Below are 23,722 nucleotides of genomic sequence, written 5' to 3'. Positions count from 1 at the left end.
CAGAGCAATTCCTGCGCCGATTCTGCAGTGCATGAGTTTACCGGATATAAACGCTGCCGGAAGCCGAATCTGCATGGATTGAGTTGGTTGAGTAGTGACCACCAATCTGCGGTGGCGCTCGTTCTTTAGGTTCGCTCCGTGCCGCTGCTGCGGCGGCGTCCGTCATTGAATGGACACCGATCGTCGTTGCACGTTTAGCCCTGGGCTTCGCTCGGGGGTGACGTTGTGCGCCGCGGCGTCTACCGGAATGGAGGGCGACCCCTGGGCGGAGCCCGGGGCTAGAGAGAGTCGTGGTCACGCGTGACTACGGTTGGTTTAATAGAGCCTTCTCATTCACCACGCAGGAGCACTCCCATGGCATTTGAATTTGGATCGGTATCGCGGCGGACGTTTCTGGCCAGTTCGGCCATCGCGCTTGGGAGCACCGCCATTCGAGCTCAGGCGTTCGCGGCGGAGCCGAAGAAGACAGTCGGCTTCGCACTGGTGGGCATTGGGAAGCTGTCGATGGAGCAGCTGCTCCCCGCGTTTGCCAAGTGCGAATACGCGCGGCCGGTCGCCCTGGTGAGCGGTCACCCCGAGAAGGCGAAGGAGCAGGCGGCGAAGTACGGCATTGATCCGAAGAACATTTACAACTACGAGAATTACGACACGATCAAGGACAATCCGGCGATCGACGTCGTGTACATCGTGCTGCCCAACGGCATGCATGCCGAGTACACGATCCGCGGCGCCCAGGCTGGCAAGCATGTGCTGTGCGAGAAGCCGATGGCGAACACGCCGGCCGAATGCGCGGCGATGATTGACGCCTGCGAGAAGGCGGCCCGGAAGCTGATGATTGCCTACCGGCTGCAGTACGAGCCGGTGACGCAAAAGGCGATTGAACTAGCCCGCTCGCCGGAAGCGGTGGGCGTCATCAAGCAGGTGACGGCCGAGGGCGGTTTCAATATTGGCGATCCGACGCAGTGGCGGCTCAACCGCAAGCTGGCGGGCGGCGGGTCGATGATGGACATCGGCATCTACGCGCTGCAGGCGGCGCGGTACCTCTCGGGCGAGGAGCCAGTAGAAGTGACGGCGATTAGCTACTCGACGCCGAACGATCCGCGATTCAAGGAAGTCGAAGAGACCGTGGCGTTTGATCTCAAATTCAAGTCGGGCGCCATCGGCTCGTGCGTCTCGTCGTATGGTTATGGGTGTAATCGCTTCCGCGTCTACGGGACGAAGGGGCAGATTCAGTCGGAGCCGTACCTGTCGTACCAAGGGAATCGGCTGTGGCAGGGGAACGACCGCGAAGGGAATGGGCTGGAGATCACGCCGGGAAACCACTTCGCGCTGGAGATGGATCACATGGCCCAATGCGTGCTGGACGATAAAACGCCGAAGACGCCGGGCGCCGAGGGGCTGCAGGATGTGAAGATTATCACCGCGATTTACGAGGCGGCGAGGCGTGGTGCGGCGGTGAAGATTGTGTAAGGAGCAAGCTGGGATGGCTGAGGAAATTTACGTCAGCACGGACATCGAAGCCGACGGGCCGATCCCGGGGCCGCACTCGATGTTGAGTTTCGCTTCGGCGGCGTTTCGCGCAGACAAGACGCTGCTCGGTTCGTTCGAAGCAAATCTGACATTGCTGCCTGGCGCCGAGGGAAATCCGCAAACGATGGCGTGGTGGGCGACTCAGCCGGAGGCTTGGGCGGCTTGTCGAACCAACCTCCGCGATCCGACGGAGGCGATGTCGGCGTACGTGGCGTGGCTTAAATTGCTGCCGGGGAAACCGGTCTTCGTCGCGTATCCCGCGGCGTACGATTTTATGTTCGTCTACTGGTACTTGATCCGATTTGCCGGCGAGAGCCCCTTTTCACATTCTGCGCTCGACATCAAGAGCTACGCGATGGCGGCGTTGGGGACTGAGTATCGCCAGTCGACGAAGCGAAATATGCCGAAGCGATGGTTCGACAATCTGCCGCACACGCATGTGGCGCTCGACGATGCGATTGGGCAGGGAGCGTTGTTTTGCAACATGCTGGCGGAGCAATCGTCGCGGCAGAGGTAGAGCTGGCGAGCGCCTACCCTACTTGATTGAGGAGAAGAGCGGGCCGAAGCCTTCGCCCATTGTGGGGTGCGTGAAGATCGCCTCGCGGAGCGCGGTGTAGGGTAAGCCGGCTGACATGGCGACTTGCACGGCGGGGAGAAGTTCGCCGGCGTCGGGACCGAAGGCGGTGAAGCCGAGAATCTTGTCGCCCTGCCCTTGCGGCTCGATGAGCGCCTTCATGAAGCCGCGCGTTTCGGAGAGCGTGCGCGTGCGCAGCACCGCGACCATTGGGAGCTTGGCGAGGCGGTAGGCGATGCCTTGCTCGCGGGCCTCGCGTTCGCTGAGGCCAACGCGGGCGAGTTCGGGATCGAGGAAGAGGCAGAAGGGAACTTGCCGGCCGGTGGTGACGCGGCTGCCGCCAGCGAAGTTGTCGCGCAGGATGCGGAAGTCGTCGAACGCGACGTGCGTGAAGTGGGGACTGCCGGCGCAATCGCCGACTGCGTAGACGCTCTCGGCCGTGGTTTGCAGGCGCTCGTCGACGCGGACGTGGCCGTGTGGTTCGAGTTTGACGCCGGCTAGCTCGAGGCCGATGCCGTCGGTATTGGGCGTGCGACCGCCGGCAACGAGGAGGTGCGTGCCGACGATAGTGCGGGGGGCGCCGTTGCCGCTTGTCTCGATCGAAACTTGTGCGCCGGATGTTCCTGAAATGCGCTCGACGCTGGCGTTCGTCAGAACCTCGATGCCTTCGTCGTGGAGTAGCTCGGTGACGGCGGCCGTTACGTCCTCGTCTTCGCGATGGATGACGGTCGCGTTGCGTTCGATGATCGTCACCTCGCTGCCGAGGCGACGGAAGGCTTGGGCGAATTCGAGGCCGATGTAGCCGCCGCCGAGGATGATGAGCTGCGGCGGGACCTGGTCGAGTTCGAGCGCTTCGATGTGGGTGAGCGGGTGCGATTCGCGCAGGCCGGGCGTCTCGTCGAGGCGAGCGCGCGAGCCGGTGCAAATAACGACGCGCTTCCCATGAAATGTGCGCATGCCGCCGGCGTTGAGTTCGACCTCGATGGTGCGCGGAGTGATGAACTTGCCGCTCCCCATGACGAGTTCCGCGCCGCTGGCGGCGAACTTTTGCTGGTGCATGTCGATCAGGCCGTCGACCATCCGCCGCTTGCGGTCGCGGACCGCCGCCATGTCGACGGGTTGTGCGCTAGTCGGCAGGCCGAACTCGGCGCCGCGGCGAAGGAGCGAGGCGACCTTGGCGCTGTGGATGACGTTCTTGCTGGGGAGGCAGGCGATCGTCGGGCACGAGCCGCCGATGTAGCGGCGTTCGATGACGGCGCACCGCTGTCCTTGCGACCCGAGCGTCCAGGCGAGGTACTTGCCGGCTTCGCCGCTGCCGAGAACAAGCAGATCGACCTCTTCGATGGCGGGCATGGGAGTTCCTCGTAGGGTGCGGTGCTTGCACCCACCTGTGACGCATAGATGTCTACAGGCGGCGCGCCGTCGGCGGTTGTCGATTGTGCGGAGCTTGCCGGGGTGGCACGAAGCGTCGCGATTCTCGACGGGCAAGGTGGGTGCGAGCATCCACCCTACGATTAGAAATCGGCGTCGAGCACGATGCGGTAGCGGGCTTTGCCGGCTTCGAGGCGTTCGAACGCCTCGTTAATCTGGCTCATCGGCATGTGCTCGGTCGTCGGCGTCACGTTGTGGCGGGCGGCGAAATCTAGCATCGTTGCGATGTCGACGGGCGAACCGGTTGGCGAGGCCGAGATGCTGCGCTGCTGCATGATGAGCGACATCGCGACGACGGGGATCGGTTCGAGTACGGCGCCGAGGACGTGCAAGCGGCCCTTCGGGGCGAGCGTGCCGATCATCAGGTTCCAGTCGAGCGGCACGTTGGTCGTGGTGATCAGCATGTCGAGCGAGCCGGCGATTTTGCGAAGCCCGGCCGGATCGCGCGTGGCGACGACGTGGTGAGCGCCGAAGCTGCGGGCTTCTTCGAACTTGCTTTCGCTCGAGGTGAACGCGGTGACTTCGCAACCGTAGGCGGCGGCGAACTTGACGCCCATGTGGCCGAGGCCGCCGATGCCGACGATGCCGACGCGGTGAGTCGGCTTCGCGTGCATGGCGAGCGGATTGAAGACCGTGATGCCGCCGCAGAGGAGCGGACCTGCTTCGCCGGCGGGAAGACCTTCCGGCAGCGGAATCGCCCAGGCCCAGTGCGAGCGGACGCGACTGGCGAAGCCGCCGCGATGTTTCACGATCGTGGGGAGGGCTTGCGCGCAAAGATGTTGATCGCCCGACAAACAGGGCCGGCAGTGCATGCACGAGCTAGCCGTCCAGCCGACGCCGACGCGCTCGCCGACTTGCACGCCCTTCGCAAACTCGCCGACGGCGACGACCGTGCCGATCGCTTCGTGGCCGAGAACCGCGGGGTAAGTGGCGACGCCCCATTCGTTGTGGAGCATCGAAAGATCGGAGTGACACAGGCCGCAATATTCGACCTGAACTTCGACTTCTTCGGGGCCGATTGGGCCGAGATCGATTTGCTGGCGAACGATCGGTTGCTTCGCACGCGGAACCACCCAGGCATCGACGACCGACATGATGACTCTCCGTGGAGGTGCAGATTGGCAAGCGCAGGAACGCTCGCACGGGCGGGATGATTGTTAAGGTAGCAAACGCGCGGGAGATTGCAATTCGATGGAGTGACGGCGTAGGTTAGGGTTTCTGGCGTGACTTGCAGGACGCGCGCGATGGAAAATCGTTTGACGGGGCTGTCAGGCTGAAAGCCTGACCTACGCATTCGGTGCAATCATGAATGACTGCTCGCGGCATCCGATTCTGTTCGTGGCGACCGTCGCACTGGCGATTTTGAGCGCACCTTCGACGGCGCTTGCCTACTTGGATGGTTTTAAGACGCGGACTGTTGTTTCTGCAAATCAGGAATATGTGTTGGTGCTGCTCACTCCGATGACGGAACGAGTCAATCGCTATCGCTACGATCCTAAGCAAGACGGCCCGCGAGATGAGGAAGAGATTCGAATTTGGAACGAAAGCATCGACAGGCAGGAACGGTTGGAGGCGATCTATTCGCAGAGCGGCATCTATCGGAACGACGGGTCGACGGAGTTGCTTTGGCCGATGCCGTATCTCACGATCTGCAAGGACATCTATCTATCCAACGACGGCGAGCAGGTAGTGGTCGCATTTCTCGATTGGGATTTGATGAACATTTCGAGCCGTGGCGATGCGCTTGAATTCTTTTCACGCGGGCAATCGCTAGCGATCTACAACGAAGAGACGCTGATTAGCGGTATCTTTTCCAAGATGATCGCCGCCCGTTGTTTGGGGTTTGGTTTTCCGCACGCTCGCGCGGGGCTGGATGACGCGAACGGGCGGTTTGAACTAACGACTGATTCCGGCGAGTGGTTTCAGTTTGACATCGCGACGGGGGGCATGACGTCGCACTGGTCGCCGTGGCCAATCTATTTGGGAACGCCGCTCGTGGCGGTTCCACTGTTGACTTGGGGCGCGGTGCTCTGGGGACGCGGGAGATCGCAGAGGCTGGCGGCGTCGTCGCGGCGAGGATGGGGATTTACCATTCGCGAATTGCTGGGGGCGATGGCGCTCGTAGCGACGTGCCTCGTGGCGGTGAAACAGCAGACGATGTCTAGCGACGCATTCGCCGTTTGCTTGGGGATTGGTGCTGTCGGCGGAGCGATTGGCGCCCGAGTGACGGCGAATCGCTGGGGAACGTTCATCGGCGCCGTGGCTGCGCTGTATGGCGCGTATGCGGCAGTGCTGGCGTTCGCGCTCGCGGAGATCGGTTGGCAGGCCGCGCGGCAGGCGCGTGGGCTGGATATCGAATTCTGGCTAACGGAAGGTTGGGGCCTCGCTGCGTGGTGGGCGACGATCGCGATCGGAAGCATCGTGGGAGCGGTAATCGGCGGGCGACTGGCGCCACGAGGCGGAGTCAACGTAGCTTAGGCTTTCTAGCCTGACGTACGGAACTGAGCATGGAACTACTGACTCGACAGCGCGGGTGTTTGTTGGGATTAGCGTGCGGCGATGCGGTGGGAACTACCGTCGAGTTCAGCGCTCCCGGCACGTTTGCGCCGGTCACGGACATGACGGGCGGCGGCCCGTTTGCTTTGCCGGTTGGCGCGTGGACCGACGACACGTCGATGGCGCTTTGCTTGGCGAAGAGTTTGATCGAGACCGGTGCGTTCGATCCCGTCGATCAAATGAAACGTTACTGTCGTTGGCAGGATGAGGGATATCTCAGCAGCACGGGACGTTGCTTTGATATTGGATTGACGGTTCGAGCGGCGCTCGACCGATTTCGACGGACCGGCGATCCGTTCAGCGGCAGTACGTCGCTAACGACCGCGGGCAATGGCAGCATCATGCGGTTGGCGCCGATCCCCATCGCGTACCAGCGCCAGTCGGAGGAGGCGGTGCGAATCGCCGGCGAGAGCTCGCGTACGACGCACAGCGCCGCGGAGTGCGTCGAGGCATGCCAGCTGCTGACGCAAATGATTCTGGCGGCGTTTGCAGGCCAATCAAAGGAAGCGGTTCTGCTCGCCGGGGCGGATTGGGAGTTTGGGTCGCCAAAGGTTCGCGCCATTGCTCGCGGCGAGTATCGCACAAAACCGAGCGAGGAGATTGTAGGATCAGGGTACGTGATCGCGAGCCTCGAAGCAGCGGCTTGGTGCTTGGGAAACACGACGACCTATCGAGAGGCGATTCTCGCGGCGGCCAATCTCGGCGACGACGCTGACACGACGGCCGCCGTGTGCGGGCAACTGGCGGGAGCGTTTTACGGAGAGGAAGGGATTCCCGAAACTTGGCTCGCGAAGTTGACGATGGCGGCAGAAATTGGCGGCGCTGCTGAGGAACTGGCGAGCTTGTTCCCGTGAAGTCGTGGCGCGGGCTGGAGCACGAGATTTAGGGGCTAGTCGATTGTGGCGTATTTTTCCGAGCGGCAGCCTGCTGTTCACGACTGGGGAGTACTGATGCCGACGAGAGCGATTACCGATCGGAGTGGGAGGTCGCTGCGACGAGCGATCGTCGATTTTGCGGTTGCTTGGGTGACGTTGACCTGCTCCGTGTTCGTCGCGTTCGGCCTTGCCTCCTTTTTCCACGCTGTGCCGGCGCGGCCGTTCAGCGACCTAACGCTGACGACGATGGAGCGAGCACTGTCGACTGGGATCTACGCGGCGATCGCGTTAGCCGGATTCATTTACATGCTATGGCGGCAAGAGTGGCGGCTGCGAACCTTTGATATGTTAGCAATCACCGCTTATTGGGTCGGCGTTTGCCTGATCGCCGCAGTTGACTGGCCTGAGTCTAGTTTTATTGGCGCGATATTCTTTGTTTGGGTACTCAATGCGGTGCAATTCACTGCGACGCTGTTTTGGGTGCAGCGAGTGGCGAACCGACAACCTAAGCAACCCTCGACCGAGTAAGCTTTAGCCATGCGCACTGCAGCCATCAGCTGATCTTCTATTCCGCCGATGTGGCATCTATCTTGTGCGGATGTCGAACTTCGAAGATTTCCATGGCTAGGGCTGGAGCGGACGGTGGACGCGGCGGTGGGCGTCACGTTCGACGTCGTCTTTGTGTTGTGCGCCGTGTGGATGGTGGCTGGAGTATTCGAGCAGTCAAGGGCTGGGCGAGGCAGATCGCCTTCTTGTTGTCCTACGTCGCATCCTTGCGTTGAGGAATTTCTATGGATAAGCCATTCGACTGGCGTCCGCCGCGCGGAGGCGTGGCGTGGATTGCGGTGCTGTTCTTCATTGGATCGCTGTATTACATGATCCGCGGCGGCGACTCGGTTTACACCCACTACGTTTGCCCCTTCTTTCTGCCGATCAGCATCGGGCTATGGCTCAAACAGTCGTGGGCGAGATGGATCATGTTTGCCTTTTTCGTGCTCGTCGCCGTGCTGTTTACGATTTCGTTGTTCGATCAGCCGATCTCCGTACGACGGGTGGCGCGCGGGTTCATTATCGCGGGGGTTCTGTTGTCGCTGTGGGAATGGAAGGTCTATTCCGAGGCGGTCGAGCCTGAGCCTGAAGCCGCGTAGGTCAATCTGGCGCCCACTGCATACCCATCGCAGAACGACGCGACTCGATCATCACCCGTACGGGGGGCGACGAGAGTCGCTCCGTCTCACACGGTTCAGAGCGAAGAAAATAACGCATGCGAAACAATGCCGAGATCGTTCGCGAGTTCATCGATGAAGTCTTGAACAAGAATCGAATCGATGCCGCGGGCGATTACTTCTGTGAAGACATGGTCGAACTGGCGCCCTTTCCTGGCCAGGGGCCGGGGCTGGCGGGTTTGCAGGACGTGTTGCGGCAGCTGCGCGTCGCGTTCCCTGATATTCACTGGACCGTCGAAGAACAATTGGCCGACGGCGATCGCGTGTTGACGCGATTCGTGTGGAAGGGGACCCATCGCGGGATATTTCTCGGGGTTCCGGCGACCGATCGCCCGGCAAGCGTGTGGGGGATGGTGATCGATCGGCTGCACGAGGGAAAGATCAAGGAGACCCGCATCATCATGGACATGCTGGGATTGATGATGCAGTTGGGCGTCGTAGGGCCGTAGATATTTCGCTGTTTTCGCTTGTTCGTTCGCGTTAATCCCGCGGGTTAATTGCGGTTACCTGCTTAGCCGGAGGGCCACGCCCTCCGGATTGCGGCGTTTGTCGTCGGGCGGCACGGTCGTGGCGAGCCTGACGTGCTGCCGTCCGGACCGCGTGGCGGTCCGGCTAGCGGGAGAGGCGCGATGAGAATGGCAGGTAATGCGTTTTTGGCGGAAGTGAAGGCGCGCGGTGCGGTACGCGCACGCGCGGCGGGGCAGCATCTTGGCGTGGATGGGCGCCGCTGGTTGCGGCGCCCATCGCGTTCGTCGCGGTAGCGCCGGAAGCGTGGCCGCGGTGGGCGGCGATGTGGGGGCTCGCGCTAGCGATTTATGGCGGTGCGAAATGGCTCACGTGGCGGCGGACGTTGACGCCGCGGGTAAGCGCGGCACGTTCGCTTGGCTATTTGGTCGCTTGGCCGGGGCTAGATGCGGTTGCTTTTCTTAAGCCGCACGGCGCCGAGAGTTGCGAGCAAGTTGCGGCGCCGTCGCGCGGCGAATGGTTGTTCGCAGCATTCAAGCTCGCGCTCGGCGCGACGATCTTCTTAGGTCTGGCTCGGCTGACGCCGGTCGATGAACTACCGTACCTCACGGGATGGGTCGGCATGATCGGTCTCGTGCTGATGCTGCACTTCGGGCTGTTTCACATCCTCTCGTGCGCGTGGCGGCGAGCGGGCGTCGCGGCGAAGCCGCTAATGGATTGGCCGATCGCGGCGACCAGCGTGAGCGATTTTTGGGGGCGGCGTTGGAACCGCGCGTTTCGCGATCTGGCCCATCGGTTTCTGTTTCGACCGCTGACGTTGCGACTCGGTGCCGCTTGGGCAATGCTCGCTGGATTCGCATTCAGCGGCGTGGTGCACGACGTCGTGATCTCGTGGCCGGCGCGCGGAGGCTACGGCGGGCCGACGTTGTTCTTTCTCATTCAAGCGGCGGGGATGCTTGTTGAGCGCAGTCGCGCGGGGCGGCGATGGGGGCTGGGCCGCGGATGGCGCGGCTGGTTGTTTGCGGCGACGTTGCTGCTCGTGACGGCGCCCCTGCTCTTTCATCCGCCGTTCGTGTTGCGCGTGATCTTGCCCTTCATGCATGCCGTAGGAGCACTCTAATGAACACTGAAACTCTCACGCTGGCGATCTTCGTGGCGGGCATCGCTCAATTTGGAATCTTGACGGCATCGGCGCTCGTGCCGATTCGCTTGAACTGGCGGCAGGAACTGCAGGCGTTGCCGCGACTACAGCGGCAAATGTATTGGGTCTACGGCGGCTATGTGGTGCTGTCGATCATCGCCTTCGGGCTCATCAGCACGTTCAACGCCGCGGAGCTTGCCGCCGGCGGCGGCTTGGCGCGGGCCTTTTGCGGTTATGTCGCCGTGTTCTGGGGAATTCGGCTGTCGCTGCAGTGGGTGTTCGACGTCGAGGAGCACCTCACCGCATGGTGGCTGCGGTGGGGCGAGCGGACGCTCACGGTGTTGTTCACGCTTTTTACCATCGTGTATGCGTGGAGCGCGTTGCGGCCGTAGCGTTTTGCAGCGCTGGCTACTTCGTTTGCTCGCTGAGCGTCGCAAGGCGGAGTTCCACTTCCAGCAGTTTTTCTTGAGCGTTCAGCTCTGCGTTTTCGATGCGGTAGTTGAGCCAGTAGACGCCGGCGCCGATGAGCAGCGGCAGGCCGCCGACGATCATTCGCATGCCTTGAGCGGGATCACGGGCCGACATGCCGGCGATGAGAAAGAACGTCATCATCAACACCGTGAAGGTCCAGGCCATCACGGCGATGCGGCGGGCGTCGGCCTTGAGATCGAGGGCGCCGCGCCAACCGATGCGGGCGGCGACGACGGCCCAGGCGACGCCGAACAGCGAACCAACGGCGAGCGCGGTGCGCGGGAGCGGCGGCAGGTCGGGCTCCGTGAGGGCGAGCGCTGCACAGACGAGGCCGCTGATGACGCCGCCGATAGCGACGGCGCCGAAGAACAGGCGGCGGGGAGTGGAGAGTTCGCGTTGGAACATGGCGGAGAGCTCCTGTTCGAGTTGTTGGCGTGAGGCGGGCGGCAGCGGTTCGACTGCCAGCAAACGCTGGCTGAATGGGCGGTCGTTGTTGTTGCTGTTTGTGCTATTCATGGCGTGACGCCTCCTCGTCGAGAATGCGGCGTAGCTCGCGGCGAGCGGCGGAGAGTCGTGATTTCACGGTTCCTGGAGGAATTTCGAGGACGGTCGCGATCTCGGCGATGGAGAGATCATCGAGAAAGTAGAGGGTGAGCAACTCTCGCTGCGGGACTTCCAGTCGACCGAGGCCGAAGTGGACGAGTTCGGCATTCTCTAAATGAAATGCGTCGTCGGTTGGTTCGATTGGTTCGAGGTTTGCGTTAGGGGCAGGAGCATCGGCGTCGATTGCTCGCCGGGCGTAGGCGCCGCGGTAGTGATTCATCGCCGAGCGGCGGGCGATCGTGTAGAGCCAGGGGGCGAGCCGGGCGCCTTGCTGCAGGCCGCCGATGTTGCGGAAGGCGTTTAGCCAGACCTCCTGCAGGACGTTGGCGACGTCGTGTTCGTGGTCGATTAGTCGGTGGAGGAAATAGTGAAGCCGATCGTTCCAGCTGGCGACGAGCTCGTCCCACGCGGCCAAGTCGCGACGCCGGCAGCGCAGAGCGAGCAATTCGTCGTGAATTTGTTGGGCTGAGCGTTCGATGGGAAGTTCCTCCTGCTGATTCGGTAGGATAGTCGCGCGCGGGCTGGGCGCGGTTCATCCGCCGGGCAGAAAATGCAGAGAATATTCGGGAACTCGCGGCGTACCGCGAGCGTCGTAGCTTGGAGTCGTGAAACAGCGGAGAATTTTGCACAAGAAACGAAGCGAGCGGCGTCTTGCAGAATGAGCGGAAGTTGGTTGGCGCTGCGCCCGAACGGCTCAAGCACTTGCCAAAAATTGGCGAGAAAAATTGAGCATTCAGCGTCCACAATTTGCTTGGATCGTTTCCGGACATGCGTAGAATGAATCCGCAGGCGGAACTCTTCTTGCGGTATTCTCCTCTCTTCTCTAGCTGCGGAGCGCTGCCATGTCTGCTCACTCGTCGCTTGTTGGTCGCGGTCGGTCAGGTCATGCGTTCACGCTGGTCGAGTTGCTGGTGGTGATCGTGATCATCGCGACTCTCATCGGGTTGTTGCTGCCAGCCGTGCAGTCGGCGCGAAGTGCGGCCAGGCGCTCGTCGCTCAAAGGGGGCATGTCGGAGGACTATTACGCAGAGGCGGCTGCCGCCGAATCGTTAGTCGAATCGCCGACCGTTGCGGAAGCCTTGCCGCAGGCGCGGCTAGCGTCGTTCGTCGCCGATGTGACGCTAACGCCGAAGTTGAGCGTGGGGACGTCCACGCCTGAATCAATCTACGAGGCAAAATTTGTCGGCACGATCGAGGCGGCGCGCCCGACGGATCGCGAGGGAGCCTGTGAAATCGTGTTGCCGCTGCCGCCGCAGATCATTTCGCTTGCCGATTTGTCGATCAAGATTGGCGAACAAGCGAATGAGAAGGTCACGTTACAGGAGGGCAAGCTCGTCTGGCGCGGCGAGTTGCCGGCGGAACCGACGCAACTTGACGTGACTTACACGGCCGTCGGCAAAGGGTTGTATGAGTTGTCGTCGGCGCCCGGCGGTTTGCTCGACAAGTACGAAGTCGCCCTGACTGCGAAGGGCTCGGACGTGCGGCTGTTGGAACTCTCGTTGCAGCCGACGAGCCTCGAGCGTTCTGGCGGCAGCAGTATGTATCGTTGGGACTACGCACGCCTGTTGTTCGGTCGGCCGGTGCGCATCGACGTGCTGGGAATCGCGCCGATCGATCGCTTGGGCGAACTGACGTGGCTTGGTCCGGTGAGCGTCGTGGCGTTTGGGCTGCTCGTTGGGCTCGTCGTGCAATCGTCGCCGGTGCCGCGGTTTGATCGTTGGATATTGCTGCTGACGATCGGCACGTTCGCCGGAGCGTATCCGCTGATGTACTTCGCTCAGGAGTATGTCACGCTGCAGCAGGCGATCTTCGCTTCCGGCGTGGCGGCGTTGGTGATTATCGGCGTGCGTACGGTGACGCTGATGGGATTCTGGCGGGCGATGGTCGGCATCGTGGCGCCAGGGGCGGCGATCATGGCGGTGGCGCTTGCCGCGGCGATTTGGCCGCAGATGCAAGGAATCTTGCTGACGGCGCTGGCGCTTGGGTTCTTCGTCGTGGCGATGAGCCTGATGCCAAAGGTGGCGGCGGCGGGCGGGAGCATTTGGGGGCTCTCGCCAGTGCCTGCCATGCGCGGAGCAGGCGGAGGCGGCGCGGTGGAGTGAGCGGCGTCGACGATGACTGCGTGCCACTGCGGGCTCGTTCAGCAGTGGCACGCGTCAGGCTGAAAGTTTGACCTCTACTCCGGCAGCTTGTAGTCGCGCCATAGCCAGCGGAGCGAATCAGGCATGATCGCGCCCCCATGGTTACCGTTGTGCGCGCCTTCGCCGGCGACGAACTTGTAGTCGTACTCCGCGAACTTCAGCGCGGCGTCCATCTGCAGGTTGCCGAGCCACCAGCTGCCATGCTCGTTGTCGAGGTCGTGGCTGCTGTCTTGCAGGAAGATGCGAAGCGGGCGCTTGCCGTGGCCTTTGCGGATCATGCCGGGGTAGCGATCGCCGCCGCGGATGTTCGTGAAGCTGCCGACGTGGCTCAGGACTTTGCGGAAGGCGTCGGGGCGTTCCCACGCGGCGGTGAACGCCGCGATGCCGCCGCTGCTGATGCCGCCGATCGCGTGCCCTTCGGGATCGTCGGTGATGTTGTACTCTTTCTTCACCTCCGGCAGGATCTCGGTGAGGAGGAAGTCGGCGTAGTCGGAGTTCATCGTGTCGTATTCGATGGCGCGGTTTTCGGGTTTTGGTTCCCATCCTGGCTTCGGGGGAAGTTCCGGCTGCGTCGTGCCGGGATCGACGAAGACGCCGATCGTGACCGGCATCGATCCTTCGTGGATGAGGTTGTCCAGAACGATTGGCGTGCGGAATTCGCCCCGCTCGCGGATGTAGGCGTGGCCGTCTTGGAACACCATCAAGGCCGCCGGTTTGGCGGGGTCGTATTGCGCAGGGACGTAGATCCAGTAACGGCGGAGGGTGCCGGGGAAGATCTTGCTATCGCTCCATTCGTGCTCGGTGATCGTCCCTTGGGGAACGCCCTCTTTGCGGACGGAGTCGGGACCGTATTCGTAGCGGATATCCACGGCGGGGACTTTCGGTTCGGCGGCGCGCGAGTGAATGAACGGCGCGAGGGTGGCCAGCAGCGCGACGGCGGTGCGTGCGGCGGCGTGCGCGAGGGGAGAGGTCATCGGAGCGCCTGGGGACTGACTGGAGTGCCAGCGACCAGTTTACTCGATGGGGGAAGAGTGGGGAGGAGGTAGCTCTTAGCCCCGGGCTCCGCCCGGGGGTCGGCATCGAGTAGGGACAACGTTCCACTAAATGGTGCGCCACCCCCGGGCGGAGCCCGGGGCTAGTATCGCGAGTAGGGCTGCGACGCCGCCGGAGCCGGCGAAGGTTGTGTTGCCGTTTGAGTTGGCGGTACAGTCGCGGCTGGCTGGTAGGGCGACGCCGCCGCAGGCTGCGTGTATCCAGAACGCGGCGGGTCGCTGGTAAGCTGTTGGCCGCCGTAGGGGTTGGCGGCGACGCGGGCCGCCGGTTGTTGGACGGCGGGCGACGTCACTTGTTGCAGCGACGCGCTCGGGTTCGTGGCGGCAGTCGCTTGCGGTGAAGCCGCGGTCCACGACGACGAAGTTGGTTGCGACGCAGCCATCATCGTATTCTGGCCCGTTCCGGTCGGAGCCATGCCGACAACTCGCTCAGAAGTGACAGTGTTGTAAACCGTCTTGTACGAGGTGGGGACCTGTTGCTGCACGGTCCGCGTCTCCGGAACGACCGAAACGCGTTGCACGGGGATCTGCACCGTGCCCACCTGCTGCTGCCAAGTCGTCACCGGTTCGTAGTGATGCGTGGCGTAGGCTTCGGCGAACGGGTTCCAACGATTGTGGATCGTCGTTACCACTTGGTACTGCGTTACAGGGACGTGGTAAACCTGCTGATGCTGGACGTTCTCCGTCGTGATTTGCTGCCGGTAAGTCGTTTGTTCCTGAGACCGGTTTTCGTAGACCGGCACTTGGACGGCGACTTGCTGCTTCGTGACGGCGTATTGCACGCCGTCTCGAACTTCGTACGTTGTGGTCGTCTGCTGGGCGTGCAGCGGCGAGAAGCTCGCCGTGGCGGCGAGAGCGGCAGCAGCGATAAAGCGACGGCGCAAACGAATCACGGAATCCCCCCTCGGCCATCCTTGGCCAAGTCGCTGGCGAGCCCGTTTTTTGGCGGGCTGCTCGGTGCGCAGCGGTCCATCGCCGCGCAGTTATCTAATGGTATCGGTCGGGAAGCTTGTCAGGCTTCAGTAGGAGAGGCCGGAGGGCGACGCTAGCAGCGACGGGGCGCGAAGTTTAGAATGCGGGCGAGGTTGAGCCGCCGGCTTTTCCTCCGTTCGCCTGAGAAGTACGTCGTTTTGTTGCTGAGGAGCGGCCGCCAGGATGTGGTTCCGCGCGGCTCCCTGCCCCGCTAGCGAGTGCCGCATGATCGCCGACCACCTGATTGAAATTCTTCGCTGCCCCCAAGACCGCTCACGACTGCATCTGGCCGACGCCGATTTGGTGATGCGGCTGAACCGCGCGGTGGCGGCCGGCCAGTTGAAGAACACGGCGGGCGAAGCGTTCGAGAAGCCGCTCGACGGCGGGCTGATTCGCGAGGCGGGGGACTTGCTCTACCCGATCATCGACGAGATCCCGGTGATGCTGCCCGACGAGGCGGTGGATTTGCGGGCGTTTGCTTAAGTTGTGCGTGAAGGGGGCGAGAGCCTGTTGCCACTGGGGGCTCTCTACTGAAGTAACGCGGCTAGTGGAAAAAGGCTCCCGGCCCATATGAGTACGATCTTCAAGCGGATCATCGATCGCGAGATTCCCGCCGACGTCGTCTACGAAGACGACCAATGCCTCGCCTTTCGCGACGTCTCGCCCCAGGCGCCGGTGCATGTGCTGGTGATTCCCAAGAAGGAGATCGCGTCGGTCGATGCGATCGGCGATGAAGACGCCGCGCTGTTGGGACATATTTGGTTGGTGATCGGCAAGTTGGCCCGCGAGCTTGGCGTTGCCGACGGTGGGTACCGCGTGGTGACCAACTGCGGCAAACTCGGCGGGCAGTCGGTCGACCATCTTCATTTCCACCTGCTCGGCGGCCGGCAGCTTGATTGGCCCCCGGGGTAACGGCGAGCGGGCAGTAGGCATTCTGCAGTAGCGGTTAAAGACGGCAGCAGATGAGTTTTGGGCTGCGCCTGCGAATGCGATTCGGCTGGCGCCAGCGGGCGTTGTCAGCTGGGGCGGGAAGCGGTACGCTAGTGGATTCTTAAGCCGCTGGCGTCCCAGAGCTATTGCCCTTGCCTGGACGCCATGCGTTCGTCGCTCGCGGCGATGCGCAGCGGCTGAAGAGTGAGCGATAGAACTCAGCCCGCGTGGCGCAATTGGATAGCGCGTCGGCCTCCGAAGCCGAAGGTTACTGGTTCGAATCCAGTCGCGGGTACTTCTTATCTGGCAAGGGTTTGCGTCAACTGCCAAAACCCTATTTTTGGCTTTGTCCGTGAGTTTTGTCCGAGTTTCGTGTTTTCCTTCCGCCACCACGCCCCCTCGGGCGTATTACCGGGAGAACACGATGAAACGACAACCACGCGAACCCAAACCATTCTACAAGGCCAGTCACAAGGCTTGGTACGTCCAGAAGGACGGCAAGCAACATCGGCTCGGGCCGGTGATGGATGATGAGGCGAAGCGCCTCTACCACCAGATTCTCGCCGCCAGCCCTGACGAGAAACCCGCGGACCCAGTCGTTGCAGGCGACGATCCGATTGTCGCCACTCTGATTGACGACTTCCTGTTCTCAGTTCAGCAAGACGTGAAGCGCGAGAAGCTCGCGCCGCGGACCTACGATTGGTACTACTACCATCTGTCCAAGTTCGCGGCGTACCTTGGCGAGACAAAGCTCAGCGCGTTCAAGAAGACGCACCTGAAGAAGTGGCTGGAAACTGACTACCCAGACGCGGGCAACAACTACCTGAACGGGGCCGTTCGGACCGTCTCACGGTTGTTCAATTGGTCGATTGAGAACGAGCTGATTACTGCGAATCCAATCGCCCACTTCAAGCGACCGTCATACACGCCACGCGAATGCTACCTGAGTGAAGCTCAGTGGAAGACCGTCTTGAGCGTCCTGAAGGCAGACGGCCCCTTCATTGACCTCATGAACTTTTTGAGGCTGACGGGCTGTCGGCCGCACGAGGCGCGGATCGTGACCGACGCCCACTTCGATGGCGACTCGCTCGTCCTGGAGCGGGTGAACAGCAAGAGCAAACGCAAGCGGCGTGTGATTCTGCTGGAAGGCAAGGCGCTAGAGATAGTGAAGCGCCGCGCGGGCAACGGCTTCATCTTCACGAACCACGATGGCAACCAGTGGACTTCCTACGCCCTGAATTGCCGGTTCACTCAGCTTCGAAAGAAGCTCGCCAAGAAGCTAGACAAGAAAGACCAGTTCCCGGTGTTTGCCTACGCTTTTCGCCATTCATTCATCACTGACGCCCTGAAGCGGGGCGTGAACCCGTCCACTGTCGCAACGCTGGTCGGCAGCAGCGTGGAGATGATCTCCCGCGTCTACAGCCACCTGTACCAGGACAACGACCACCTGCGGGCGGAGATGCGCCGGGCGGTCGGCTAGCGCGAACATCCTGGCAATTTCTTTGTCCTCTCACTAGGCTTTGACCAGTGGGAGGATTTTTTATGTCCGAAGAAGAAACGACAACGCTCGACTACATCGACAACATCGTCGTTCCGGGAAACGTCTACCACGAGCCGGCCAACGAGTATTGGACTCTCACTGCCCTGTGGCAAGGTATGGAATATTTGTACCGGCAGGTGCTCCGATGCGAGCAAACAGCTCTCCCGCAGTTCAACAAGGTGAACTTTGGAGGGGAAGAGGCTGAAGTCAACGCAGTGTTCATCGGTGGCGGAAACTTGATCCCCGGCCTACCGTACGGCTTGCTGTCGTGTTCATTCGACTGGTACGCAGTTTCAGCCTGCAAATTTGCTTGGACAGTCGGAGCGATTGCCTACGAACAGGATGAGACGCGACCGCTTCCGCAGAAGTACACGGAAGCTATCATTCCAGAAGTGGTGACGTTCCGTAATAAGGTCGGAGCGCACGCAGCGTGGTCGACGCGAAATAAGAAAGACAACGACGCAGAGCGGCTCGCGAGCGTCATTCCTCAAATCCAGGTGCTGAACAATCGCCTTTGCGTTCAACTATTCAACGTCCACCTTCGCAGAGATGGCGTCAGCTCCGATTCCACCAAGCTTCAGGAATGGAGCCTCACCGAAGTTCACGAGCAATTGACCCGCCGCTATTGTCCGCCGCGAGACGAGACTACCCCGTCAGCTTCAGACACCGATAAGCCCGCTTCGGAGCCTCCGGCCGATCAAGGTCAGCAGCCTTGATCCTGATTGACCGCCCTACCCTTTGATGAGGAAGGCTCCGCTCGCGAACTCGCTTGCGGATCGTGCTGACATGGACGCCGAGCCGTGCGGCGGCTTGCTCGACCGTCAGCATCTCGTTGAGGGCGGCAGCTTGGTTGGCTTCGGCGAGGACCAGGACGGCGGCCGCGGTGGGCTCGCCGGTGACCTTCAGGAAGTGGTGGAAGCGATCTTCGATCATCTGGTGACTTCGTCAGATAGAAGTGCTGCGTCGCCCGGCACGCTTGGACACTGAGCACGAGCGGGCGGACGCAGCGGCTGTCGCCCGTTAATACGCTCGACGGCAGTCGCTGGCGGCGCGAATCTTTGGCGGAGCGGCGATTAGGTGCCCGATTCACCGCACCCCTTGGCGTTTGACGCGGCAGGCCTCCGCGAGCTTGCGCGCAGCGCCGAGAAAGGGCAGCGGGTTGGCCCGGTTATTCCGGCCCGTCGTAATCTGCGAATTTGACCGGTGGGTGGGGTCGGCCTGCCCGCTCGCCCCGCTCGGCGGCGTGGATCACGGACAATCGCGGACAACAGCCGCGCACAACCGCGCTTGATCTCTTGTTTTCTCGGTGTTTTCAACGAATGAGCAACGGACTGATTGGCCGTAGCTCATCGACGGCCGCTGGCCAATGCGAGCCGATTGTAACGATTATGCGGGTTTTGAGGATTCTAACGATTGTAGCGCCGGCATAATCGGATCGGCGGTGGCGCTCAAACCAAGCTCGACTTTCTACGACAACCGTGGTGCTCTTTGCTAGGCGATTACTCCGAAGGGAATGGCCACCGCGGCGCGACTCGGCGCAGAAATGCGCCGAAAGTATCGTGAATAGCGCCGCCACGGGGCATGGTCGAGCGTATTAGGTGTGTGAGCACAGCAATTGTAGCGATCGACGACGCCGGCACCGTTATTCACCAGTTCGAGAGTCAAGCGCTGGCCGCACGAGCTGGGTTCAATCAGCGATGCATCTCTGAGTGCGTACGCGGCCGCAGAGCGAGGCATCATGGCCTTCGGTGGCGGGTGGCTGACCAGCCGGTCGCCTGCGGAACCGTCTCAGTCGGGTGGTGGATACCAGAAAGCGGAAGCGATCGTTAAAAAACTTAAACAGAACCGCGAGCGACCAGTATCACGTCGGTCACTTTAACGCGCAGGCATAAAACCCTATAAATTTGAAGAGAAGAAGAAGAAGAAGACAAGAAGAATCATTATTAGTTATCTAGTGACTCGGTATTTGCCCACTTCACTGTATAGGGAAGTGATATTGCTGCGCTCTATATAGTGATGCGGGCCAAAACCCGAATCACTGGATAACTTTCGTCACTAAGTCGTTGCAGCGTAAGGCTGCAAATGAATAACCATTGCTCCTAGTCCTGTTTAAGTTAGTAACTATTTTGGGTATTTCGTTCCAATATCGCCGCTACGAATCGCTCGGAAAGCAGTACACGGTCACCTGTGGCCGCAATCATCTGCTTGCCGCCTTGCTCCGCGATGGCTACAGCGAGGTCGACGCCGAAAAGATTATCGACCGTGGTTGGGCTGAAGCTGGCTCGGCCGGTGTTAGCCCAGTCATTCGCGTCCCTCGCCCTCAAACCACCACGGTCGAGACCGACCGCGAAATCATCACCGCCTTCATTGCCGAGCACTACATCCCGCGGCGCGACTGCTCGACGCTGTTCGCCGCGTTCTACGAAGCGTTTCTCGCCTGGCTGTCGCCGGCACTCCGACCGAACTGGTCGCGTAAGCGAGTGGCTCAAGCGCTGAACGTAACCGACCATCCAAGCGTCGCTGGCAATCGAAACGTCCGCGTGGTCAAAGACTTGGCCAAACGCCCCGCCTGAGCCGCTACGAGGCCCGTACGCAGCATCTCTTTGCTAATGCGTCTTCTGAGACGCCGATTTGCAATCGCCCCTCCTGGAGTCATCTAGGAGTCGGGCGTCTTTTTCGTGAAAATCCTGAGCGATCCTGAAAAATTTCAGGAAATGCCCGTATTCTATCTATGTAGAGAACTACATAGGTAAGCGCCCTGCTGCGCACTCTTGGCCACGCTGGCCCACTTCAGGATTCCCATGACGATTAGTTACGATAGCGCCGCTCCGCGCGGCCAGCAATGGACCGTTGTTAAAGACGATGGCAGCGTTCTGCGGAATGTCGCGCAGGCGACCGTCGCCGCCATTTTAATGGGCAGCGGGCGATCAATCCGCCAATCTGCGATCGAGATCGCAGCCACCAAGCTCGCCGCCGCGCCGGCTGCTTAGCTCGAACACGCCGTCGCGCCTTCCTGTCCGCCCGCCACTGACCCGGCCGGCGGTCACGCGGCGGCTGTCTTCATCTTCAAGGGTCAGCATCTGAAAGGGTCAGCTCATGAGGATCACTTACGATCCCTCTGCGCGCTTACGTTTCGGCATCGAACTCGACGGCGCTCTCGTGCAACATCTCTCGCGCGAAAAGGTCGTCGAGTATCTTCGGGGCCGCGGATTCCGGCACAAGAAAATTCGCGAAGCGATCAAGCTCGCGAAGTCGGAAGGCATTGCGGTCGCGGTGGCCAGAGCGGCGGCGCTGAAGCAGTTCATCGACGCCAACTGCCACGTTGTTGACGGCGCGATGATTCCGTTCCGCGAATTCTACGGCCGATTCTTGGCTTCCCTCCCCAAAGACGACCGCTACTTCTGGTCACGTTATCGAGTCTCTCATGCGTTGCCGCCTAAGCATCCAAGCGGTTGCGGCACGGCTAATCAGAAGTTCGTCGCCAACCTGAGTTGGGAACCGATGACGCCCGGCCCGCCACTCATCGCCGTCCCAGGTAAGAAGTCACACGGGCGAGCAAGAGTTCTCGTTCATCAGTAAACGCAAGCACCCCACTCGAACGGCCGGGGTGCAGCGGGCCGCCGTCGTAAACGTCGCCAGCGCGCGACGGCGGCCATTATCATTGCTCGACGGCGGTTGCACGTCGTCGGGTTCGGCGAGCGCGAAGGCATCCTCGCGCTCGCCACTCTTCGTTGCTCCGCGATTGCCTTCGATCGCGTCGTAGCACCGGCGGGCGTCGACCCACAACGACGACGCCCGCCGCTCTTCAATTCCTTAACAGCGGCAGGCCCACAAGTAGCCCGCCGCTGATACCGCGGGGTTCCGCGGCGACCGCGCAAAGATGGCGCGGACGATCGGCGGGCGACTCGTTGTCTAGCTCGCCGAATCCGTTTACTCAGAGGCATCAAATGAAACCTCCAAGACCCTGGTGGTCACACAAAAGTGGGCAAGAGCGGCAGCGACTTAAGGCCGAAGATGGTAAGCGTCGCGGCTTCGATGACGACGCCAATCGACATCTCGTCAAGCTCTGCGCGAAGTTCGGGCTTAGGTACGACAGCCGCGTTAAAGCGAGTATGGACGGCGGCAAGCTCACCCTCGCGCACGGCAAGCTCAGCTTCGCGTTGAGTCTTGAAAACTACAGCGAATTCTATTTACGAACCGTGTGCGAGATTCTTCTACGCGATGCTCACCCCACGCCAAATGCTCTGGCACCTCGGCTGCCCACCGCTTCCTAACTCCGTCGTGGTCGAGACATACGCCGACGAATTCGTTCTCCGCTATGGGGACCGAACCGCATTCATTCCACGCCGCGCCAGCCTTGATCGCAACGAGATTCGCGCGGCAATCATAATTTTGAAAGGTCACTATGGCTAGCGCTGCCATCAGTCAAACGAACAATCACAAAGGCACTCACTACTCGGTGCTCGGACAAATCTTCAGCACCTACGAAGCGGCAGAAAAGTGGCGCGACGCCACCATCGCGCGGCGTGAAGCGTACGCCGGCCGCGAGCTGAGCGACTACGAATTGGTCCACGGACTGAAGCGTTCTAAAGATGATCGTGACTTGCTCACGCGCATCGATGAGAACGCTTGGCGAATGACGCCGACGCCGTCGAATCAGAAGCCACCGCACACAATGGATGATCGCAGTTATCTCACCGCTCTGCGCGGTGAGAGACGCGAAACGCCGAAGGACTTGGAGCGTCGAGCCAAAGCCGACTACGACGCGCGCATGTCGCGGGAGAACCCAGCAGCACCCGACGCCGAGCGTGAAGCCGCACAGACCTATGCACTCGACCTGTGGGAGCGTATTGCGTTCAGCGATGCACCGCAGAGTCATTTGGCGTTCGCCAATCGCATCCGAGAACAGGCCGCTGGTGACTTGACTGTCTTCCGCGAAATGTCGGAACAGTTCTCCGCTCTCACCCAAATCCGAAACGCTGAAGTTCAACTCGGCGTCGCCGCCGAACGCCAGCGCGTCGAACAACGTCTTAGCACTCTACCAACTATCGCCCCGTTCAGCGCTGCGAAGGCGCACGCTGCGGACCCCGATGTCGGCGACCGCATTCTGCGGATGCGTGACCTTGACGGTAACGTCAGCTATCGAGTGGTGAACGGCAACGAAGTCAAACAACAATGGGCCGAAGCCGATGCCCCTGCTGAGATCGTCGAGGCCGCTCAATGAAAGCCGATCTAAGTTTTGAGGCGGATGATTTCTTTTACTGCCCTATCACCTCGGAAAGATTCGCATTTGAGCCGGGCAATGAAGAATCACAGGAGGCCGCGAGGCAGAAGCAGAATCTTCGTACATCTGAGGCAATTCGCACCGCGTGGGCAGTCGTTAGCGCACGCTGTTTACTGCCCAGTCGAGCAGACGCCTTAATCGCAAAGGCTGAGGCGATGATGGAGAGGTGCCCGCAATGACCGGCGACAAACTCACACGGCATGACGGCAGCAGTTCTTGGCGCTGCCCTATCAGCCTCCGCATCTTTGCGACCGAACGGGAGCAAGCGGAATTTACAGCCGCACTTATTGAACAACAAGGCGCAGACCTCACTCTGAGTGAGCGCCGCACTAAGTACAGCGTGCCGACTCCGGCCGCTATCTGAGGGAGCTAGCCTCGCTGCGATCGGCAACGTTGCCGGTCGCAGTTTTCTTTTCACAAGGCAACTGATGTTTGACCATCCATTTCGCATCGCCCGTGACGGCGATCTCTTCTCCGGTGTCAGCGACACCATGATTCTCTTCACCGGCGTCGTCGAGTCTGAAGCGCGCGAGAAGCTCTCACAGCATCTCACGCCCGAACAACTCGAAACCCTCTTCTCGAACTACGACGAAACCGACTTTCGTCGTCAGTACTACTTGCTTAAGAAAGGCAACCAATGAACCCCTACGCCTACGTTCTATCGAACATTCCCGCGCACCAGAATTTTGAGGGCGCGGCGCTCGTCTGCATTTTGACCCTCATGGCCGACGCCTATTCCAGCGGCTTCAGTCGTGGACCCGGGAATAGCGAGCATTCGTATGTCAGCCGAGCCCTCAATACGAAGTTCGGCGCAGACCATCTCGTCGCCAAGCGTTTTGTCCACTTGTTTGGGCAGTACATGACCTAATGAGCAGCTACAGCGTTCCCGGACCTATTCACGGTCCCGTATCCGTGCCGGGTCCTAACCCGG

General features: G+C 61.1%; 30 protein-coding genes and 1 tRNA gene. 24 read left to right on the top strand and 7 right to left on the bottom strand.

Annotated features, from left to right (window positions below):
• Positions 1–354: 354 nt before the first annotated feature.
• On the top strand, positions 355–1,470 hold the full coding sequence (locus PLANPX_RS17945; RefSeq protein ID WP_152100062.1) for a Gfo/Idh/MocA family protein: 1,116 nt from the start codon (positions 355–357) through the stop codon (positions 1,468–1,470).
• Positions 1,471–1,483: 13 nt separating this feature from the next.
• Positions 1,484–2,047: an exonuclease gene (locus tag PLANPX_RS17940; RefSeq protein WP_152100061.1), complete on the top strand. Its 564-nt coding sequence runs from the start codon at positions 1,484–1,486 to the stop codon at positions 2,045–2,047.
• 18 nt (positions 2,048–2,065) lie between these two features.
• On the opposite strand, the gene PLANPX_RS17935 is transcribed toward PLANPX_RS17940, so the two are convergent.
• Together PLANPX_RS17935 and ahr are read right to left on the bottom strand one after the other, a co-directional pair.
• The gene (locus PLANPX_RS17935) at positions 2,066–3,457 is read right to left on the bottom strand and encodes a dihydrolipoyl dehydrogenase family protein (RefSeq protein WP_152100060.1); all 1,392 of its coding nucleotides are present in this window, start codon (positions 3,455–3,457) and stop codon (positions 2,066–2,068) included.
• Positions 3,458–3,618: 161 nt separating this feature from the next.
• A complete protein-coding gene (ahr, locus tag PLANPX_RS17930; protein ID WP_152100059.1) occupies positions 3,619–4,629 on the bottom strand; it encodes an NADPH-dependent aldehyde reductase Ahr in 1,011 nt (336 codons plus the stop codon).
• A 211-nt stretch (positions 4,630–4,840) separates the two neighbouring features.
• Here ahr and PLANPX_RS17925 point away from each other — a divergent pair, with 211 nt between their 5' ends.
• The 7 genes from PLANPX_RS17925 (at position 4,841) to PLANPX_RS17895 (ending at position 10,190) form a co-directional block, all read left to right on the top strand.
• Entirely contained in the window at positions 4,841–6,013 is a 1,173-nt protein-coding gene (locus PLANPX_RS17925) for a hypothetical protein (RefSeq protein ID WP_152100058.1), read from the top strand.
• Positions 6,014–6,042: 29 nt separating this feature from the next.
• Positions 6,043–6,945, top strand: a complete 903-nt coding sequence (locus PLANPX_RS17920) for an ADP-ribosylglycohydrolase family protein (RefSeq protein ID WP_152100057.1) — start codon at positions 6,043–6,045, stop codon at positions 6,943–6,945.
• A 96-nt stretch (positions 6,946–7,041) separates the two neighbouring features.
• Entirely contained in the window at positions 7,042–7,494 is a 453-nt protein-coding gene (locus tag PLANPX_RS17915) for a hypothetical protein (protein ID WP_152100056.1), read from the top strand.
• 263 nt (positions 7,495–7,757) lie between these two features.
• Positions 7,758–8,114, top strand: coding sequence for a hypothetical protein (locus PLANPX_RS17910; RefSeq protein WP_152100055.1), 357 nt, complete (start codon positions 7,758–7,760; stop codon positions 8,112–8,114).
• A 116-nt stretch (positions 8,115–8,230) separates the two neighbouring features.
• Positions 8,231–8,641, top strand: a complete 411-nt coding sequence (locus tag PLANPX_RS17905; protein ID WP_152100054.1) for an ester cyclase — start codon at positions 8,231–8,233, stop codon at positions 8,639–8,641.
• Between the two features lie 341 nt (positions 8,642–8,982).
• Positions 8,983–9,777, top strand: a complete 795-nt coding sequence (locus tag PLANPX_RS17900) for an MBOAT family protein (protein WP_152100053.1) — start codon at positions 8,983–8,985, stop codon at positions 9,775–9,777.
• The gene (locus tag PLANPX_RS17895; protein ID WP_152100052.1) at positions 9,777–10,190 is read left to right on the top strand and encodes a hypothetical protein; all 414 of its coding nucleotides are present in this window, start codon (positions 9,777–9,779) and stop codon (positions 10,188–10,190) included. Before PLANPX_RS17900 ends, PLANPX_RS17895 begins: the two co-directional genes overlap by 1 nt.
• 16 nt (positions 10,191–10,206) lie before the next feature.
• Here PLANPX_RS17895 and PLANPX_RS17890 read toward each other — a convergent pair whose 3' ends face one another.
• The gene (locus PLANPX_RS17890) at positions 10,207–10,785 is read right to left on the bottom strand and encodes a hypothetical protein (RefSeq protein ID WP_152100051.1); all 579 of its coding nucleotides are present in this window, start codon (positions 10,783–10,785) and stop codon (positions 10,207–10,209) included.
• Positions 10,778–11,317 carry an RNA polymerase sigma factor gene (locus PLANPX_RS17885; RefSeq protein ID WP_172992150.1) on the bottom strand — a complete coding sequence of 180 codons (540 nt, stop codon included), beginning with the start codon at positions 11,315–11,317 and terminating at the stop codon, positions 10,778–10,780. The genes PLANPX_RS17890 and PLANPX_RS17885 overlap by 8 nt, the downstream gene beginning before the upstream one ends.
• Positions 11,318–11,714: 397 nt before the next feature.
• On the opposite strand from PLANPX_RS17885, the gene PLANPX_RS28095 reads away from it, so the two are divergent.
• Positions 11,715–12,974 carry a type II secretion system protein gene (locus PLANPX_RS28095; protein WP_232536164.1) on the top strand — a complete coding sequence of 420 codons (1,260 nt, stop codon included), beginning with the start codon at positions 11,715–11,717 and terminating at the stop codon, positions 12,972–12,974.
• Positions 12,975–13,048: 74 nt separating this feature from the next.
• Here the strand turns inward: PLANPX_RS28095 and PLANPX_RS17875 are convergent, their stop codons facing one another.
• Together PLANPX_RS17875 and PLANPX_RS17870 are read right to left on the bottom strand one after the other, a co-directional pair.
• Positions 13,049–13,987 carry an alpha/beta hydrolase gene (locus PLANPX_RS17875; protein WP_152100049.1) on the bottom strand — a complete coding sequence of 313 codons (939 nt, stop codon included), beginning with the start codon at positions 13,985–13,987 and terminating at the stop codon, positions 13,049–13,051.
• A gap of 161 nt (positions 13,988–14,148) precedes the next feature.
• Entirely contained in the window at positions 14,149–14,958 is an 810-nt protein-coding gene (locus tag PLANPX_RS17870; RefSeq protein ID WP_152100048.1) for a hypothetical protein, read from the bottom strand.
• A 304-nt stretch (positions 14,959–15,262) separates the two neighbouring features.
• Between PLANPX_RS17870 and PLANPX_RS17865 the strand changes: the two genes are divergently transcribed.
• From PLANPX_RS17865 to PLANPX_RS17845, 5 genes are all read left to right on the top strand, one after another.
• Complete coding sequence (locus PLANPX_RS17865; protein WP_152100047.1) at positions 15,263–15,520, top strand: Trm112 family protein; 258 nt, start codon at positions 15,263–15,265, stop codon at positions 15,518–15,520.
• 87 nt (positions 15,521–15,607) lie between these two features.
• On the top strand, positions 15,608–15,949 hold the full coding sequence (locus tag PLANPX_RS17860) for a histidine triad nucleotide-binding protein (protein WP_152100046.1): 342 nt from the start codon (positions 15,608–15,610) through the stop codon (positions 15,947–15,949).
• A 239-nt stretch (positions 15,950–16,188) separates the two neighbouring features.
• Positions 16,189–16,262 (top strand) — tRNA-Arg (locus PLANPX_RS17855).
• A 129-nt stretch (positions 16,263–16,391) separates the two neighbouring features.
• A complete protein-coding gene (locus PLANPX_RS17850) occupies positions 16,392–17,447 on the top strand; it encodes a tyrosine-type recombinase/integrase (protein WP_152100045.1) in 1,056 nt (351 codons plus the stop codon).
• Positions 17,448–17,509: 62 nt separating this feature from the next.
• Positions 17,510–18,223: a hypothetical protein gene (locus tag PLANPX_RS17845; RefSeq protein ID WP_152100044.1), complete on the top strand. Its 714-nt coding sequence runs from the start codon at positions 17,510–17,512 to the stop codon at positions 18,221–18,223.
• Here PLANPX_RS17845 and PLANPX_RS28495 read toward each other — a convergent pair.
• Positions 18,153–18,335, bottom strand: coding sequence for a helix-turn-helix domain-containing protein (locus tag PLANPX_RS28495; RefSeq protein WP_420844085.1), 183 nt, complete (start codon positions 18,333–18,335; stop codon positions 18,153–18,155). The genes PLANPX_RS17845 and PLANPX_RS28495 overlap by 71 nt on opposite strands.
• Here PLANPX_RS28495 and PLANPX_RS28090 point away from each other — a divergent pair.
• The 9 genes from PLANPX_RS28090 (at position 18,294) to PLANPX_RS17805 (ending at position 23,659) form a co-directional block, all read left to right on the top strand.
• A complete protein-coding gene (locus tag PLANPX_RS28090; RefSeq protein WP_232536162.1) occupies positions 18,294–18,494 on the top strand; it encodes a hypothetical protein in 201 nt (66 codons plus the stop codon). The genes PLANPX_RS28495 and PLANPX_RS28090 overlap by 42 nt on opposite strands.
• Positions 18,495–18,985: 491 nt before the next feature.
• On the top strand, positions 18,986–19,105 hold the full coding sequence (locus tag PLANPX_RS28490) for a DUF982 domain-containing protein (RefSeq protein ID WP_420844050.1): 120 nt from the start codon (positions 18,986–18,988) through the stop codon (positions 19,103–19,105).
• Between the two features lie 528 nt (positions 19,106–19,633).
• Complete coding sequence (locus PLANPX_RS17835; RefSeq protein ID WP_152100042.1) at positions 19,634–20,080, top strand: hypothetical protein; 447 nt, start codon at positions 19,634–19,636, stop codon at positions 20,078–20,080.
• 228 nt (positions 20,081–20,308) lie between these two features.
• Positions 20,309–20,497: a hypothetical protein gene (locus tag PLANPX_RS17830; RefSeq protein ID WP_152100041.1), complete on the top strand. Its 189-nt coding sequence runs from the start codon at positions 20,309–20,311 to the stop codon at positions 20,495–20,497.
• Between the two features lie 106 nt (positions 20,498–20,603).
• On the top strand, positions 20,604–21,086 hold the full coding sequence (locus PLANPX_RS17825) for a hypothetical protein (RefSeq protein ID WP_152100040.1): 483 nt from the start codon (positions 20,604–20,606) through the stop codon (positions 21,084–21,086).
• A gap of 368 nt (positions 21,087–21,454) precedes the next feature.
• Positions 21,455–21,781: a hypothetical protein gene (locus PLANPX_RS17820; RefSeq protein ID WP_152100039.1), complete on the top strand. Its 327-nt coding sequence runs from the start codon at positions 21,455–21,457 to the stop codon at positions 21,779–21,781.
• 131 nt (positions 21,782–21,912) lie between these two features.
• Complete coding sequence (locus PLANPX_RS17815; RefSeq protein WP_152100038.1) at positions 21,913–22,731, top strand: hypothetical protein; 819 nt, start codon at positions 21,913–21,915, stop codon at positions 22,729–22,731.
• A 488-nt stretch (positions 22,732–23,219) separates the two neighbouring features.
• Positions 23,220–23,432 carry a hypothetical protein gene (locus PLANPX_RS17810; RefSeq protein ID WP_152100037.1) on the top strand — a complete coding sequence of 71 codons (213 nt, stop codon included), beginning with the start codon at positions 23,220–23,222 and terminating at the stop codon, positions 23,430–23,432.
• Positions 23,429–23,659: a hypothetical protein gene (locus PLANPX_RS17805; RefSeq protein WP_152100036.1), complete on the top strand. Its 231-nt coding sequence runs from the start codon at positions 23,429–23,431 to the stop codon at positions 23,657–23,659. The genes PLANPX_RS17810 and PLANPX_RS17805 overlap by 4 nt, the downstream gene beginning before the upstream one ends.
• Positions 23,660–23,722: the final 63 nt, after the last annotated feature.

Source organism: Lacipirellula parvula (genome assembly GCF_009177095.1).
Taxonomy (GTDB): domain Bacteria; phylum Planctomycetota; class Planctomycetia; order Pirellulales; family Lacipirellulaceae; genus Lacipirellula; species Lacipirellula parvula.
This window is presented reverse-complemented; position numbering and strand designations above follow the sequence as displayed.

Bases quoted from the DNA above. Each gene is read 5' to 3' on its own strand.
- PLANPX_RS17945 (WP_152100062.1), top strand. From the start codon at position 355: ATGGCATTTGAATTTGGATCGGTATCGCGGCGGACGTTTCTGGCCAGT.
- PLANPX_RS17940 (WP_152100061.1), top strand. From the start codon at position 1,484: ATGGCTGAGGAAATTTACGTCAGCACGGACATCGAAGCCGACGGGCCG.
- PLANPX_RS17935 (WP_152100060.1), bottom strand. From the start codon at position 3,457: ATGCCCGCCATCGAAGAGGTCGATCTGCTTGTTCTCGGCAGCGGCGAA.
- ahr (WP_152100059.1), bottom strand. From the start codon at position 4,629: ATGTCGGTCGTCGATGCCTGGGTGGTTCCGCGTGCGAAGCAACCGATC.
- PLANPX_RS17925 (WP_152100058.1), top strand. From the start codon at position 4,841: ATGAATGACTGCTCGCGGCATCCGATTCTGTTCGTGGCGACCGTCGCA.
- PLANPX_RS17920 (WP_152100057.1), top strand. From the start codon at position 6,043: ATGGAACTACTGACTCGACAGCGCGGGTGTTTGTTGGGATTAGCGTGC.
- PLANPX_RS17915 (WP_152100056.1), top strand. From the start codon at position 7,042: ATGCCGACGAGAGCGATTACCGATCGGAGTGGGAGGTCGCTGCGACGA.
- PLANPX_RS17910 (WP_152100055.1), top strand. From the start codon at position 7,758: ATGGATAAGCCATTCGACTGGCGTCCGCCGCGCGGAGGCGTGGCGTGG.
- PLANPX_RS17905 (WP_152100054.1), top strand. From the start codon at position 8,231: ATGCGAAACAATGCCGAGATCGTTCGCGAGTTCATCGATGAAGTCTTG.
- PLANPX_RS17900 (WP_152100053.1), top strand. From the start codon at position 8,983: ATGTGGGGGCTCGCGCTAGCGATTTATGGCGGTGCGAAATGGCTCACG.
- PLANPX_RS17895 (WP_152100052.1), top strand. From the start codon at position 9,777: ATGAACACTGAAACTCTCACGCTGGCGATCTTCGTGGCGGGCATCGCT.
- PLANPX_RS17890 (WP_152100051.1), bottom strand. From the start codon at position 10,785: ATGAATAGCACAAACAGCAACAACAACGACCGCCCATTCAGCCAGCGT.
- PLANPX_RS28095 (WP_232536164.1), top strand. From the start codon at position 11,715: ATGTCTGCTCACTCGTCGCTTGTTGGTCGCGGTCGGTCAGGTCATGCG.
- PLANPX_RS17875 (WP_152100049.1), bottom strand. From the start codon at position 13,987: ATGACCTCTCCCCTCGCGCACGCCGCCGCACGCACCGCCGTCGCGCTG.
- PLANPX_RS17865 (WP_152100047.1), top strand. From the start codon at position 15,263: ATGATCGCCGACCACCTGATTGAAATTCTTCGCTGCCCCCAAGACCGC.
- PLANPX_RS17860 (WP_152100046.1), top strand. From the start codon at position 15,608: ATGAGTACGATCTTCAAGCGGATCATCGATCGCGAGATTCCCGCCGAC.
- PLANPX_RS17850 (WP_152100045.1), top strand. From the start codon at position 16,392: ATGAAACGACAACCACGCGAACCCAAACCATTCTACAAGGCCAGTCAC.
- PLANPX_RS17845 (WP_152100044.1), top strand. From the start codon at position 17,510: ATGTCCGAAGAAGAAACGACAACGCTCGACTACATCGACAACATCGTC.
- PLANPX_RS28090 (WP_232536162.1), top strand. From the start codon at position 18,294: ATGGACGCCGAGCCGTGCGGCGGCTTGCTCGACCGTCAGCATCTCGTT.
- PLANPX_RS28495 (WP_420844085.1), bottom strand. From the start codon at position 18,335: ATGCTGACGGTCGAGCAAGCCGCCGCACGGCTCGGCGTCCATGTCAGC.
- PLANPX_RS17830 (WP_152100041.1), top strand. From the start codon at position 20,309: ATGACGATTAGTTACGATAGCGCCGCTCCGCGCGGCCAGCAATGGACC.
- PLANPX_RS17825 (WP_152100040.1), top strand. From the start codon at position 20,604: ATGAGGATCACTTACGATCCCTCTGCGCGCTTACGTTTCGGCATCGAA.
- PLANPX_RS17820 (WP_152100039.1), top strand. From the start codon at position 21,455: ATGAAACCTCCAAGACCCTGGTGGTCACACAAAAGTGGGCAAGAGCGG.
- PLANPX_RS17815 (WP_152100038.1), top strand. From the start codon at position 21,913: ATGGCTAGCGCTGCCATCAGTCAAACGAACAATCACAAAGGCACTCAC.
- PLANPX_RS17810 (WP_152100037.1), top strand. From the start codon at position 23,220: ATGTTTGACCATCCATTTCGCATCGCCCGTGACGGCGATCTCTTCTCC.
- PLANPX_RS17805 (WP_152100036.1), top strand. From the start codon at position 23,429: ATGAACCCCTACGCCTACGTTCTATCGAACATTCCCGCGCACCAGAAT.